The sequence below is a fragment of the Halomonas sp. JB37 genome, assembly GCF_002332255.1.
Classification (GTDB): domain Bacteria; phylum Pseudomonadota; class Gammaproteobacteria; order Pseudomonadales; family Halomonadaceae; genus Vreelandella; species Vreelandella casei.
The window spans coordinates 758,911-772,405 of the sequence record NZ_NRGW01000001.1 but is presented as its reverse complement, the minus strand read 5'-3'; the positions used below and the strand labels follow the sequence as shown (position 1 = coordinate 772,405).

Sequence of the window (13,495 nt, the reverse complement as noted above, 5' to 3'; positions counted from 1 at the left end):
TAAATTATTACCAATTATTCCTTATCGTCTGCCCCATTCGCGACTATCAGCGATTTCCTGACCATAAGGAGAAGCACACCGGTGACTCACCACCACGCAATGTCTGCACAAACGATGCCCAGCCTCTATGGCGATGTGATTTCTACCTTTATGGGCGTAGCAAAAGCGACGGACCCCAAGGCAACCGACGCCGATGTCGTGGTAAGTGGCGTACCTTTTGACCTTGCCTGTTCGGGCCGTGCCGGCACCCGCATGGGGCCAAATACTATTCGTCAAAGCACCGCTAATTTAATCTGGGAAGGCAAACGCTGGCCGTGGGACTTTGCGCTAGAAGAACGCCTAAGCGTGTGCGATGCCGGCAACGTTGACTATGCGTATGGCGAGCCAGAAAGCCTGGTAGACAATCTGGAAAGTCATGCCCATCGCTGGCTAAGCGCGGGTAAAAAAATGCTGACACTTGGCGGCGATCATTACATTAGCCTGCCACTGCTGCGCGCCCATGCTCGGGTACACGGCCCGTTAGCACTGATTCATTTCGATGCTCACACTGACACTTACGAGCAAGGCACGCGCTTTGATCACGGCACCATTTTTCACCACGCCCTAAAAGAAGGCCTGGTCGTGCCTGAGCACTCGCTGCAAATTGGTATCCGCACCAGCTACGACCGCCGCAACCATCCTTATGAAGTGCTGGATGCTGACTGGGTCAACGACCACGGCCCTGCTGCGGTGCTAGAACGTATACGCGCCCGCGTTGGCCATCACCCGGCCTACGTTAGTTTGGACATTGATGGTCTCGACCCCGCCTACGCCCCCGGCACCGGCACGCCCGTTTGCGGCGGTATGTCGACTGACTTAATGTTGAAAGTCATCCGCGGCATGGTCGGTATGGATTTAATCGGCATGGACGTGGTGGAGGTTAATCCCGCTTATGACCACGGCGACATTACTTCGCTCGCCGCCGCCACGCTGGGATTAGAGTTTTTGTACACGTTAGCGTCGTCTAAGGGCGCTTGATTGCGGGGCTCCTGGGCAAAAGCGACTTAGAACGCAACATCAACAATAATCATATCGGTATAGGTGCCAGCCGGTGGCGTGCTTTGTCCCGGCAGTATCTCGGCACGATAAGTAAAACCTTGAGAGCTGCCGCTCGGCGTGCCAGGGTTTGTATCGGCTGTCGACGAGGCGCGTCGTTCGCTGCCACCATTTCCCCAGCGGCTGTTACCAGTCGTTCCTTTGTAAAGCTGGTAATTAAGGTATTGGCCGCCGCCTTCCATTCGTCGCACGTTACCCGCGGCATGCTGCCCGTCGCTTAACCCAACTGAATAGTCACTGCCTTTCGTGCAGGTAATGTCAATCGTGCGAGAGACTGTGTCAAAACCCGCTACAAGCGGCGCACTGCCGAAATCCAGGTCGGGGGCTTGAATCGCGCAGTCAGGAGTGACCATGATACTAAGATTGATGGTAGTAGTTCCTGTACCCGTCCTTGCTAGGCAAATTCCTAACAATCCAATGTCGCAGATTCGCCAATTCCAATTGATGGTCAGTGTGTCCGTATACATGCCGGCTGCAACATTGGTAGTGGGTAAGGTTCTAAATTCCATGGGAATATTAATGTTTTGGCCACCAATCAGACCAAGTAGATCAATCAGCACAGGATTAAAATAGTTATAAGCCGTACCGAGGAACATTTGCTCATTCTGTGATGCCAGAGCAAAGATGCGATAAGGAATTGCGTCGTTATTCTCGATGTTAACCAGCCGTCCTTGGTTAGTGCTGTTAAGCGTGGCACGAATCCTCTGGTTGGAGGTAACGGCTAGCCCTAGCAAAGCGCCTTGGCAAACAGCACCTGCACTGGGTTGAGCCGAGGTATTTTGAGGCGAGCTTTCGATAACAAAAGAATTGACACTACCAAAGGCTGCGCTAATGTTTGGACTTATCGTGCAAGCCCAGGCGTTAGGACTAACAATCGCTAAGGCTAGCAGTACGAAACCGTATAGCCCGCCGTATTTAGACCGTTTTGGCGTACCTTCACGCTTCCCTAACGACATAATTGGCTTCCTAGGTGGTGTATTTCATCAGAGAGTACGTCAATGGCCAGTCTTAGCTCGCAGCTATCGCCGCTGGGCAGCGTTACGTGAAGTTGATTAGCGCTTTCTAAGTTTTCTAAATAGGTCTGACCATCCCAGCCTATTAGCGAAACTGCACCGCTGTTGGTTATGACACGGGAACCGAGAGGTAAAGGGTCACCCTGCGAGTCGACTAATACTAGCGTTGCTGCAATGACGCGCTTAACCGGAAAATTAAGTAAATAGCCGCTTCTTGCATTGACAGCGACGCGCTGCTCAACGTGCGCCACACTCAGGTTAGCGGGCAGTACTAAAGGGTCTATCTCATACTTTCCTGCGTAGTAGGCGCGTGCCCACGGGACGAGTAGGTGGCCGCTGTCTCGGGTGCTGCCGACCAACTGATTCTCGTAGCGTACTGGAACACCGGGTTGGCCATCGGTGCTGACCACAACAAATCCGTCGCGTACGTAGTTGGCAGCAAACCATTGGCTATCCATGCGTACTAGTGAGCCCCTGGCATCAGCATAGTGCACGGCATTTTGTTGAGTACCGAAAGTACCGCCTCGCAACTCAGTAGCGGCCCCGCGCCAAGCTAACTCAGCTTGACGATAGTCGTTTTCGGAGCTGCGTTGCTCATAGGCTAGGTTCCAACCCCAACCGCCCTGTATCGGCGCTGTTTGAGTATATTGAGTGCGAGTGGACATGCCCCCTTCAGCATCTCGGCGAACGCTAGCGCTCAGCGTGCCAGGGCGGCGACTGAGCGGTAACGTGACTTGTGCCAGAGCACTCCAATCTCCACCAACTTCTCGGTTAGCCGATAGCGAGAGATGCATACGCTCCCATAAAGGGCGGCTGTAGGTCAGATTAAGTAGACGCGAACGGCTATCTTGATCTGTTTTAATATCGAAGTAGCCACCAGCCAAAGAGCCTAAACGCCCCAAACTGAGGCCGGTGGTGAGCTGAGAGATCTCTCGCTGTGCTCTATAGTTTGAGTTACGTTGAATGCTGTTGGCTAAGTCGACGAACTCCGCCTGCTCCACCTGATGACGCAGCCCTATATTGAAGCCGCGACTACGGTAGCGGTATCCCGTCGTATATGATGCTCCTGTAATACCTTCGCTATAACTCTGCCGATAGGCGGACTCCAGCGTGCCGAGCCGCCATAGTTTAAAAGCGCCGCCCGCACCTGCGGTAGAAACATCGCTGGCTGCCTCTGCCTGAAGCTCGAGTGTGAAATAGTCATTAATACCACGGCGATAGCTACCGGTAGCTGCAATATTGCGGTACGCAAAATCGCGCTGGCCAAAGTCTTTGCGTAGGGCACCGACACTAGCACTATAACTAGTTAGCCCCGGACTTAATAATTCACTAGAAATATAAAAGGGCAGATTAGTAGATACTCGGCGACCCTGGCTATCCGTAGTGACTATTATCGCCTCACCCGCCCCGGTCACCATTGGCATATTAGTTAGAGTGAATGGACCAGGGGCCAATGCCGTGGAAGATTGGCGCGTTCCATCAATAAATAGATCAAGGGTAGTAGGAACCGCCGTTTCCCCCGAGAATTCGGGCAGAGGGTATGTCACGAGATCCGGCCGAAGAGCGAAATCACGGGAAATTTGAATTCCCCCTAAGCGCACTGCGTTGGTCCAGCCTAGCGGCCGAGTTATCACGTCACCTGCGGTGTAGTGAACCATTGTCTCTTGGTCAGCGTACTCCCAGCGGGTATCGAAACGTCGATAGCCTTCGTTAATGCCGCTTTCACCCGTCAAAGCTTGTCGGTAAATCCCCGTAGTGGTGAATGTTCCCGTGGTGCCGAAAAGGCGTGCCTCATGACCAAGACTCGCCGTAGTGCCTCCTCGCCGAGCACTGCTAACGTAGGCATCGTAATTGAATAACGCGCCTGGGCTTGCTTGCAACGGATAACGACTATTCGTGCGTGCGCTGGCGTGATACTGGCGGGATAGCCAGTGAGGAGGAACATTGATGTAAAGCCTTTGGGTCGGGCTGTGATATTGAACCTCTACATCGCTCAAACGACTTAGATTGATGACCTCCTCCTGGCCTGCTAAGCGCTCAGCAGGCAACCCGATATCAATCAACAATTCACGCTTAATCAGCAGAGAGTCATCTTTCTGGATAACGGCAATAACCCTCTGGGTAGGGTATTGATTGAGAACGATCTCTAAATATAGCGTCTGAACGGTATCGGCATTATCCGCAGTAGGAGGCGCTGGAAGTGTTTGGCTAAGCGCCGGCATTGATGTGATAGCGGGTAGCAGAGCGCTACAACACAACAATAGGCATACCCGAAAAAGCCGATTAAGGCGACAATTCATACAGGTGGCTATTTAGGTAAAACGCGATGGCTTTCACCCAATATTTGCGCATGTAGCTCGCCCATAGGCCTGACTCCTGGGGGTAGTAGCCAGCGGCGCGTACCGCCGGGCAGTACATAGCCAAGTAGACCTGCGGAAACTTCCGCGCGTGTTTCACCTTGTTTGAAGGCCACTTGGCTCAGGCGCACATGGTGTTGGCCAGTATTCTGAATTTCCAACTGCGCCTGCTCGCCCTGTTGAATAACCCGCCAGCTTAGTCCTGGGTAAAACCCGCTATTACTATGATTAGCTACGCGTTCTGGTGGAATGCCTCCTTCACCGTAAACGAAAAGCGGTAATGAGTAACGCATCTGTAACTTAACCGCAGCGCGTGGCGTATTCTGCACCTCATTACCGGGTGCTAGCGCAGGAATTTCATCGATGATAATTCGGTAGGCCTGCTCTTGACCAACGGGCGGCACTGCCTGCCGAATCAGGCGTACCATCTGCCGCTCGCCGGGAGCGATTGTCATCATTGGCGGACTCCCTACCACTGACTGCTGGGTCTGATACTGGTCATCCCCTCTTTCTTGTGACCACGCAAATATGCGCAGCTGCATATTGGCTGGCTGACTGCCTTGATTTTCGAGCCAAAGAGCACTGGCTTGCTGGTCGCTCTCGATAACAGGGTAAATGGGCCAGATCAACAAAGAGCTAGCCATTGCGGAAATCGGGCTCGCCAGCAGGCTTAGCAAAGCGAGAACGCCAATGACGTAACTGAAACGCATTATTCGCACTAGGTATTCCCTTTCGTTACTTATTATCCCGCCAATGAGACGTCACCACTCCAATGTGACTAATAATTCATCACTGTAACTGCCGGCAGGCAAGTTACCCGGCAGCATCAGCCTGCCCCAAATGGGCAAGGTGATATTGTCTGGTGTGGTCGAAGTATCTATGGAGACTGGTTGACTGATCCCGATGGCGTTCTGAAGTGCGGCATCTTGATAAAGCTGATAGGCGAGCGTCTCGTTTCCATTTACACGCTTGAGCTGGCGCTCTACGTCCCATTGCTGACCGCCATCAACTCGAAGCGTTAGCGGCGTTCCAGGCGTACAGCTCAACGTAAAGGCGCTTGACGTGACTAGTGATGCACTGTGCATGTCTTGGGAAAGTGCTGATGCAGTACCAAAAGCCAAACTACCTATCATGCCAAGGAGTGTTCCGTTAGACGGAATTTCTTGGTTAATTAAACAGCCCGGAGTAATGGTGGCCGATACCATAAAGGTGTCGGTTGGCGAGGCTTGAGAAAGCCCCGCTACCATCACTGCGGAACTGACAAGTTGCCAGCCTTTAATCATTCAACGCTACCAGGCGAGCTGAACTTGTAGGGTGTCCTCGTAGGTACCAGCAGGCAGGTTGCCTGGGCTACCAAAAGCTCGGCCATAAAGCGAAATGGTTTGAGCCGTATTCGTGAATGGGTCTAGCACGATGTCTCCATTGAGAGCTAGCAGATCAGTGCGGGCTGCATCGGTATATAACGTGTAGCCCACAAAAGTGCCGCCTTCAGTATTCTGCATTGCATGAGTTGCGGGAGCTGCATCACCATCATTCCCCCCTTCCACTAATGTAAATGTGGGCGCAACGCCCGGCGAGCAGAGTACTGTGATACCGCTGCCACCCGCTACTTCAGTATCGACTTGATCGAATAGTGCCGAATGGCTGCCAAATGCTAGGCTGCCGAAGTCGACTCCCGTGCCTTCAATGCCACCAACTGAGCATGTGGCCTCTAATGTGATAGAGGCATCAATGGTGCCGGTAACGCTTTGAGCGTTGGCTAAAGTGGATGTAACGAAAAGCGTCGCGGCCAAAGTACTCAGGCTAGCAGTGCGAGAGAAGTTCAATACAAGCATGGTGAGCTCCTGGGAAGAGATATTCCGCTGAACAAAATTATCAAGGCACAACTAGCTATGGCTGTCGATAGACAGCTAACAATGCTAGTGGTTACGACTTTTTATCAATTTTTCTTTAATAAAAAATAACTATAAACTAATTTTTATTAATATCAAAACAAAATAAAAATAGCGCATCTCGACAGCCTTTATTAGCTGCTTTTCTTAGCAAGAAAAGCAGTGGTTTATAAACAAAATACTGACAAAATTTACTATACAGACAACTTAAATAATAATAAAAAACCATAAGTAACAAAAAGCATCAAATCATAGATAAATCATTCAAGGACTGAATGCCGGGCTTCCCCGATCCGCATGACACACCCGAGCCTCAAACGGAGGCCATCTCAGAGGCCTCTGAGCTGACGCCACCCTAACGCCCAGCGCCTATCGGAAGAAAATTTCTTATCCAAGCGGCAACTTTTCTATTAGTCGAAACGACAATTGCCATTGTGTGACATTAGAACGTTACTATGCCTTATGATGGCTCAGGCCAATACCACAACAAGGGCATAGTACTAATGAAAATTCAGCGTCCACAATCGTTTCGAGTCTTTGGACAACCATTAGCGGCAGCAATACTCTTAGCAGGCTTTTCGGCGCAAGCGATGGCTAGCGAATCCGTTAGCATTGGCGTGGCTCCAACGGCTTCAGGCTGGTATTTCGGCTATTCCGAGCTTTCCAGGCTTATTAGCAGCGACTCCCCTTTAGAAATTTCTGTTCGTGAAACAGGGGGCTCTCAAGAAAATACCATTCGTTTAGGTCGTGGTGAGATCGATTTTGCACTCGTAGATGCCCCCGGCGCCTACGAGGCTTATCATGGCGAAGGGCGCTATCAGAACAAGGCTATCGACGATATCAGAATGGTACTTTGGGTTGCCCCTTCCACCATGCATTGGGCAGTGCGTCAGGACAGCGGTATCGAAACGTTTGAAGACTTGGACGGCCAGCGCTTTAACCCCAGTAGCATTGGTGGCGGAGGCGAGTACATCACCGAACGCGTCTTCGATGCGCTTGAAATCACTCCCGACTATCAGCGTATGAGCATGTCGGATGCCTCCGATGCCGTTGTGGATGGCCGCATCATTGGATTCAGTTATAACGGCATTCCCCCCATTCCAGCCTTTACGGAGGTTCACTCGGCACGACCTTTGCGCGTGCTATCAATGAGTGATGAACAAGTAGCGACCGCAACGGAAAAATTGCCCTTCTTATCTGCAGCGACTATTCCAGCAGGCACTTATCGGGACATGCCAGAAACGACCACGCTGGGCACCTATATCGGCGTCGCAAGCAGCGCTGATCTATCCGAAGATGCAGTTTACGAGTTCACACGTGCTTATTGGGAAAATATCGAGCGGTTAAGCCAGACCTTTGCTCCCGCCCAAGGGATGACGCCAGCCATCTCTGTTGAAAATACTACCTCCCCGCTTCATGCAGGCGCCGTGCGCTACTATCAGGAAATTGGCCTAGACGTACCCGCCGAGCTTCTACCGCCAGAGATGTAATAAACATCACCCCCCCCTAGATTCATTTAACCTAGGGGGGGTGATGTGTGGCCTGCTGAACGTAAAGCACTACCCACTGTTGCTCAAAAAGCAACGAACTTGTCACGCTAGCCTCTCCTTCCTGTCTGCTAAGTCGCTTAATTTATAGCCTCTAAAATAATGACGCTAATAACGGCAGGAACAGGCAATGCTTTCAAAACACGTTTTTTCAGAAAAACAGCTGCAAGATGCCACCGCGCTGCGGCATAGGCTTCATCAAAACCCTGAGCTTAAATTCCAAGAAACCGACACTGCCACGCTAGTTGCAAAGCAACTTCGTGCGCTTGGTTACACAGTTACAGAAGGCATTGCTATCACGGGTGTGATGGCTGAACTGGACACCGGGCGAGACGGCCCCGTGATTGCTTTCCGAGCCGATATGGATGCTCTTCCTATTCTGGAAGCTAACGCTTTTGATCACTGCTCCCAGCAGGAAGGCTTGATGCACGCCTGCGGCCACGACGGGCACACCGCCACGCTACTGCTTGCCGCCGAGGCCATTATGGCGATGCGTGATGAGCTATGCGGCTATATAAAGCTGCTGTTCCAGCCAGGAGAGGAAGGCGGCAACGGTGCAGACTTAATGGTCAAGGCAGGCGTGCTGGAAAACCCTAACGTATCCGCCGTATTTGGCTACCATAACCGCCCTGGCTTTCCAGCCGGCCAGCTATTCGTCAAATCCGGTTCGGCCATGGGCGGTAACGACACTTACAAAGTCATCATTAAGGGCGTTTCCGGGCATGCTGCAATGCCGCACCTGGCGGTTGATCCTATTTACGTAGGCGCATCACTGGTACAGCAGCTACAGGGATTGGTGGCTCGCCATAAGTCTCCGCTCGAAGCTGGCGTGATTACGGTAGCGTCTTTTCACGCCGGAGATGCCGCCAATGTTATTCCCGGCCATGCTGAGCTGCTGATCAATATTCGCAGTGACCGCCCCTCTTCACGTGAGGCGCTGACCGGCAAATTAGAGCAGGTGATACAGGGCCTATGTACAGCCCACGGCGCGCACTTCCAGATTGAGCATCTTCATCAAATTCCGCCGCTAGTTAACGATCCAGAATGGTCAGAAAGAGTGCTGGCAATAGCCGCTAAGCATGCGGTTAGCGACGATATTCAGCAGCTAGATTACATGCCGACCATGGGCGCAGAGGACTTTGCATTTTATCTACAAGAAGTGCCCGGCTGTTTTTTCTTTGTCGGTAACGGTGACAGCGCTTATCTACACAATGAAAAGTATGATTTCAATGACCAGATCTTACCGGTCGCTGCAGGCATGTTTGTGGCCCTGGCAAAAAGCGTGTTATCCCAGCGTTAGTGGCCTCTCGACACCCCATTAGATTAAAAATAATGTTTAATAATAAGGGCTAAAACGATGCAAGGCGTACTTTCTTCTATTGAGCGGGTGGGCAATAAACTCCCCCATCCGTTTATTCTGTTTGCCATTCTGGCCGCCGTGGTGGTGGTTATCTCCGCCATTCTCGCGATGTTTGGTGTTTCTGCCATCAACCCGCAAACGGGCGACAGCGTCGCCGTTCGCAACCTGCTTTCTGCAGACGGGATCGAATTCATGCTGACCAGCGTGGTCAGTAACTTTGTAAATTTCCCACCGCTGGGGCTCATTTTGGTGGTCATGTTCGGCATCGGCCTTGCGGATAAAGTAGGCCTAATGTCGACACTGATGCAGGCGAGTGTGGCGAAAGCTCCGCCTTCTCTGCTTACCTTCTGCGTATTTCTGGCAGGCATTTGTGGCAGCGTTGCATCCGATGCTAACTATCTAATTCTGATCCCCCTGGCGGCCATGCTGTACTACTCAGTGGGCCGTCATCCTATTGCCGGAGCCGCTGCGGCTTACGCTGCCGCAGGTGCTGGCTTTGATGCCAGTTTGTTCATAACGGTGGGAGACGCACTGTTTGCGGGCATTACCACCGACGCGGCGCGCCTGATCGATCCCGACGCCTATATTTCGCCGGTCGACAACTACTACTTCGTTGCCTGCTCGGTATTCGTGCTAGCTATCGTTGGCACGCTCATCATCGACAAAATAGTGGAGCCAAGGCTTCAGCGCACCCTACCGATGGACAAAAATTTTAAAACGGACATCGTTAAACCAGAGCTAAGCGCTACGGAAAAAAAGGGGCTTAAACGTGTCGGTTTTGCCACCTTGATTTATCTGGCCCTGGTGCTTATTGCAGTGATTCCTGAGGCGTCGCCGCTACGCAATGCAGAAGGTGGTCTCATTCCATCGCCTTTCTTGCGCTCGCTAGTGCCACTGATGTTTATCTATTTTGTAACGATTGGCTTGGTCTACGGCATCACCACCGGCAAAATTACCAGTAGCCGCGACGTGCCCCTGCGGATGGCAGAATCCGCCAGTGATCTTGCGCCGACGCTGGTACTGTTTTTTGCAATATCGCAATTTATTGCCTACTTCCGCTGGTCAGAACTTGGTCAATATATTGCCATTGAGGGCTCTAATATTCTGCAAAGCACCGGCTTTACCGGCCTGCCTTTAGTCGGGGCATTTATTGCTATGAGTGCGATACTCAACGTCTTTATGACCAGCGGCTCGGCTCAATGGGCATTAATGGCACCGGTTTTCGTTCCAATGCTGATGATGATCGACTTTGACCCAGCCTTTGTATTGGCGATGTTCCGTATTGGCGATTCGAGCACCAACATTATTTCCCCAATGAGCCCGTACTTTTCGGTCGCGCTGGTCTATATGCAGCGTTACAAGCCAGATATGGGGCTGGGAACACTGATTGCCACGATGCTACCGATGGCACTCGGCTTTTTGATTGCTTGGTCGGCGTTCCTGATGTTCTGGCTTGCCATGGGATGGCCGATTGGCCCTGGTGTTTACATGATGGCAAGCTAACGCCTCGCGGCATTATTGCATCGTCATCATCAGCTTCCATAAATAGTCGGCAGCGGGCGAAAGCCTTCTGCCGGCTCGACGCACGAGATTTCCCTGGCTGCTGGCAGCTAGAGAGTGCGTAATGGGGATCGCTTTCAATAACCCCGCCTCTATCTCATTTCGGGCGGCGGCGGCAGTCATAAACGATACCCCAATGCCCGCGCTTGCCATGCGCCGTGAGACGGAGTGTAGATTACAGCGGTAGGCAGGCGTTGCTCTTTGCCCAGCGGCGCCAAGCACCGCGCTAACAAACTGCTGAGATCCTGATACATCCGGCAAGAAGATCAACTTGTGCTGCAACAGCTCAGCCACGGTGACACCCGTCTGGCAAGCCAGTGGGTGGAAAGGCGCCACCAGTGCACATAGCGGCCCACGCTCAAAGGAGTGAACCACTAGCCTAGGGTCGGAAACCGGGCCATAGGTAATGGCAATATCTACCTCATCTGTCGCTACCATTTCATGCGGCTCGCGAGGATAGTAGATGCCCGTTTTAATTTCGATTAGCACCTCGGGATATTGCTCGGAAACACGCCGCATTACGTGGTTAATAAAGCTATCGACAAAGCCGTCGCCTACCGACACTACGACTTTACCCGTCTGCAAATTGCGTAAGCGGGAAAGCGTATCACTCAGTTCAGCATTCAAGCGCCGCTGGGCCAGAAAGCTTTCCAGCACTAGCCGGCCCGCTTCCGTCAGCATTACATGACGCCCCTGCCTTTCCAGCAACGCCATGCCAAGCTCTTGTTCTAAGCCCCGCACCTGACGGCTCACCACGGACGGGTTGATATTCATATGCTCAGCCGCTGCGCGGATACCGCCACAGCTGCTGACCTCTAGCAAATAGAAAGCGCGTTTATCCAGTATGTTCATAGCATGCACGTGTTGTAACGCCGGCAGCAGTTATGCAAGAAGCGATATAAATGTCATACATAATTTGAGAGGCTTTGCTGAGTAAAACAAATAGATCCGCACCTAACAGTTCATCCGATGAATAACCGTACTGTTTTTCTATATAGCGATTAATATAGACAATACGTCGCTTATCATCGGTGACCATGCATTCCACCGGAAAATTATCGAGAGGAAATAGATCGGCTGTATACATGGTTTGCCTTCAACAAGGTCTCAATGATTCACACGTAACTGTCTTTATGGCCTTGGATAATACCCCAGTTTTTATTTTTATAACGTAACCATTTGATACAATTAAGAGCACAGAAAGCAACCCTGTATTTAAACAAGTAATAAAACGACGGTGACCTGCCCCATGAAACGCTATGAGCAATTTGCCGATGAGATAGCCGCGCTGATACGCGAGGGCGTAATAAGCCCTGGGGAGCGAATACCTTCAGTTCGCCAGGCCAGCCGCCATCATGGCATTAGCCCATCTACGGTATTTCAGGCCTATTACTTACTGGAAAACCAAGGGCTGATCACTGCTCGCGCACGTTCAGGCTATTTTGTCCGCGAGCATGCGCAGCGCCTGCGGGATGAACCACGCGTCACGCTGCAACACGCAGACCCGGCGGAAGTAAAAGTGAGCGAGCTGGCATTCTCCGTGCTCGATTCACTGCAGGATACACAAACGGTACCCTTTGGGTCCGCGTTCCCCAGCCCAGAGCTTTTTCCACTGACTCGGTTAAGCACCAGCATGACTCGCGGCTTACGCGCTCTTTCGCCACAGCAGTTGGTGGCTGATATGACCGCAGGGCATACCGACTTACGGCGGCAAATTGCCTTGCGCTACATGCTGGGTGGCATTCAACGGCCTATCGAAGAGCTGGTTATTACCAATGGCGCCATGGAGGCACTCAATTTAGCCCTGCAGTGCGTGACCCAGCCGGGCGATCTTGTCGCGGTCGAATCGCCCGCCTTTTATGCCACCCTGCAAGTGTTAGAGCGGCTGAAATTAAGAGCGGTGGAGATTCCGGTACATCCTCAAAACGGCATCGACCTTGAGGTGTTGGCAGAGCGACTGGCGTCACTCCCTATTAAAGCCTGCTGGTTTATGAGCCATCTGCAAAATCCACTCGGCGCCAGCCTTAGCAAAGAGCGCAAGCGGATTCTTTACCAGCTGTTAAAGCAGCACCAAGTACCGATGTTAGAAGATGATGTCTATGCGGAGCTTTATTTCGGCAGTGCGCCCCCCGTCCCCGTAAAAGCCTTTGATGACGAGGGACTGGTCATCCACTGCAGCTCTTTTTCAAAGTGTTTGGCACCGGGCTATCGCGTCGGCTGGGCAGCGGGTGGCCGCTATGCCAAGGCCATCTCACGGCTGAAGCTAATGACGACCATTTCGCCGTCTATTCCAGCACAAGCGGCTCTTGCCGATTATTTGCAGCACGGCGGGTTTGATCGCCATTTGCGTAAGCTCCGCCACGCTCTAGAAGCTCAGCAAGCCAGTATGCTGGCCGCTGCAAACCGCTATTTTCCTGCCCAAACCCGCATAACGCGGCCTGCAGGCGGCTACTTTTTATGGGTCGAGTTCCCGGAACATATTGATTCACTGCGTCTATTCACCATGGCGCTTGATCACGGCGTTAGCATAGCGCCTGGCCCTATTTTCTCGGCGACGCAGCAGTTTCGCCACTGCATACGCCTGAGCTACGGCCATCCCTGGACTGCCTATAGCGAGCACGGCATGGAAACTCTCGGAAAGTTATTACACAGCCAACGGCGTTTGGAGTGA

12 protein-coding genes are annotated in these 13,495 nt (G+C 52.1%); 5 read left to right on the top strand and 7 right to left on the bottom strand.

What is annotated here, in order from left to right; genetic code table 11:
* The first annotated feature begins 114 nt into the window (after window positions 1–114).
* The gene (gene speB, locus CIK78_RS03730; RefSeq protein ID WP_096282247.1) at window positions 115–1,017 is read left to right on the top strand and encodes an agmatinase; all 903 of its coding nucleotides are present in this window, start codon (window positions 115–117) and stop codon (window positions 1,015–1,017) included.
* A gap of 26 nt (window positions 1,018–1,043) precedes the next feature.
* Here speB and CIK78_RS03725 read toward each other — a convergent pair whose 3' ends face one another.
* The 5 genes from CIK78_RS03725 to CIK78_RS03705 all read right to left on the bottom strand — a co-directional run bounded on the left by CIK78_RS03725 (window position 1,044) and on the right by CIK78_RS03705 (window position 6,300).
* Window positions 1,044–2,051, bottom strand: coding sequence for a spore coat U domain-containing protein (locus tag CIK78_RS03725; protein ID WP_096277340.1), 1,008 nt, complete (start codon window positions 2,049–2,051; stop codon window positions 1,044–1,046).
* A complete protein-coding gene (locus CIK78_RS03720; RefSeq protein ID WP_176483355.1) occupies window positions 2,042–4,330 on the bottom strand; it encodes a fimbria/pilus outer membrane usher protein in 2,289 nt (762 codons plus the stop codon). The genes CIK78_RS03725 and CIK78_RS03720 overlap by 10 nt, the downstream gene beginning before the upstream one ends.
* 86 nt (window positions 4,331–4,416) lie before the next feature.
* Complete coding sequence (locus tag CIK78_RS03715; RefSeq protein WP_096277336.1) at window positions 4,417–5,175, bottom strand: molecular chaperone; 759 nt, start codon at window positions 5,173–5,175, stop codon at window positions 4,417–4,419.
* A 51-nt stretch (window positions 5,176–5,226) separates the two neighbouring features.
* Window positions 5,227–5,748 carry a spore coat U domain-containing protein gene (locus CIK78_RS03710; RefSeq protein ID WP_217990268.1) on the bottom strand — a complete coding sequence of 174 codons (522 nt, stop codon included), beginning with the start codon at window positions 5,746–5,748 and terminating at the stop codon, window positions 5,227–5,229.
* A gap of 6 nt (window positions 5,749–5,754) precedes the next feature.
* On the bottom strand, window positions 5,755–6,300 hold the full coding sequence (locus CIK78_RS03705) for a spore coat U domain-containing protein (protein ID WP_096277334.1): 546 nt from the start codon (window positions 6,298–6,300) through the stop codon (window positions 5,755–5,757).
* 512 nt (window positions 6,301–6,812) lie between these two features.
* On the opposite strand from CIK78_RS03705, the gene CIK78_RS03700 reads away from it, so the two are divergent.
* The 3 genes from CIK78_RS03700 (at window position 6,813) to CIK78_RS03690 (ending at window position 10,767) form a co-directional block, all read left to right on the top strand.
* Window positions 6,813–7,847 carry a TAXI family TRAP transporter solute-binding subunit gene (locus tag CIK78_RS03700; RefSeq protein ID WP_343218231.1) on the top strand — a complete coding sequence of 345 codons (1,035 nt, stop codon included), beginning with the start codon at window positions 6,813–6,815 and terminating at the stop codon, window positions 7,845–7,847.
* A gap of 187 nt (window positions 7,848–8,034) precedes the next feature.
* Entirely contained in the window at window positions 8,035–9,204 is a 1,170-nt protein-coding gene (locus CIK78_RS03695; protein ID WP_096277332.1) for an amidohydrolase, read from the top strand.
* Between the two features lie 57 nt (window positions 9,205–9,261).
* A complete protein-coding gene (locus CIK78_RS03690; RefSeq protein WP_096277330.1) occupies window positions 9,262–10,767 on the top strand; it encodes an AbgT family transporter in 1,506 nt (501 codons plus the stop codon).
* 12 nt (window positions 10,768–10,779) lie between these two features.
* Here CIK78_RS03690 and CIK78_RS03685 read toward each other — a convergent pair whose 3' ends face one another.
* Window positions 10,780–11,676 (bottom strand): LysR family transcriptional regulator, encoded by an 897-nt coding sequence (locus tag CIK78_RS03685; protein ID WP_096277328.1) that lies wholly within the window; start codon window positions 11,674–11,676, stop codon window positions 10,780–10,782.
* Window positions 11,660–11,911, bottom strand: a complete 252-nt coding sequence (locus CIK78_RS03680) for a PAS domain S-box protein (RefSeq protein ID WP_096277326.1) — start codon at window positions 11,909–11,911, stop codon at window positions 11,660–11,662. Before CIK78_RS03680 ends, CIK78_RS03685 begins: the two co-directional genes overlap by 17 nt.
* 162 nt (window positions 11,912–12,073) lie before the next feature.
* Between CIK78_RS03680 and mapR the strand changes: the two genes are divergently transcribed.
* Window positions 12,074–13,495 carry a GntR family transcriptional regulator MpaR gene (mapR, locus tag CIK78_RS03675; RefSeq protein ID WP_096277324.1) on the top strand — a complete coding sequence of 474 codons (1,422 nt, stop codon included), beginning with the start codon at window positions 12,074–12,076 and terminating at the stop codon, window positions 13,493–13,495.

Coding starts and splice junctions, on each gene's coding strand:
- mapR (WP_096277324.1), top strand. CDS start 12,074: ATGAAACGCTATGAGCAATTTGCCGATGAGATAGCCGCGCTGATACGC.
- CIK78_RS03680 (WP_096277326.1), bottom strand. CDS start 11,911: ATGTATACAGCCGATCTATTTCCTCTCGATAATTTTCCGGTGGAATGC.
- speB (WP_096282247.1), top strand. CDS start 115: ATGCCCAGCCTCTATGGCGATGTGATTTCTACCTTTATGGGCGTAGCA.
- CIK78_RS03710 (WP_217990268.1), bottom strand. CDS start 5,748: ATGATTAAAGGCTGGCAACTTGTCAGTTCCGCAGTGATGGTAGCGGGG.
- CIK78_RS03725 (WP_096277340.1), bottom strand. CDS start 2,051: ATGTCGTTAGGGAAGCGTGAAGGTACGCCAAAACGGTCTAAATACGGC.
- CIK78_RS03690 (WP_096277330.1), top strand. CDS start 9,262: ATGCAAGGCGTACTTTCTTCTATTGAGCGGGTGGGCAATAAACTCCCC.
- CIK78_RS03700 (WP_343218231.1), top strand. CDS start 6,813: ATGCCTTATGATGGCTCAGGCCAATACCACAACAAGGGCATAGTACTA.
- CIK78_RS03705 (WP_096277334.1), bottom strand. CDS start 6,300: ATGCTTGTATTGAACTTCTCTCGCACTGCTAGCCTGAGTACTTTGGCC.
- CIK78_RS03720 (WP_176483355.1), bottom strand. CDS start 4,330: ATGCCGGCGCTTAGCCAAACACTTCCAGCGCCTCCTACTGCGGATAAT.
- CIK78_RS03685 (WP_096277328.1), bottom strand. CDS start 11,676: ATGAACATACTGGATAAACGCGCTTTCTATTTGCTAGAGGTCAGCAGC.
- CIK78_RS03715 (WP_096277336.1), bottom strand. CDS start 5,175: ATGCGTTTCAGTTACGTCATTGGCGTTCTCGCTTTGCTAAGCCTGCTG.
- CIK78_RS03695 (WP_096277332.1), top strand. CDS start 8,035: ATGCTTTCAAAACACGTTTTTTCAGAAAAACAGCTGCAAGATGCCACC.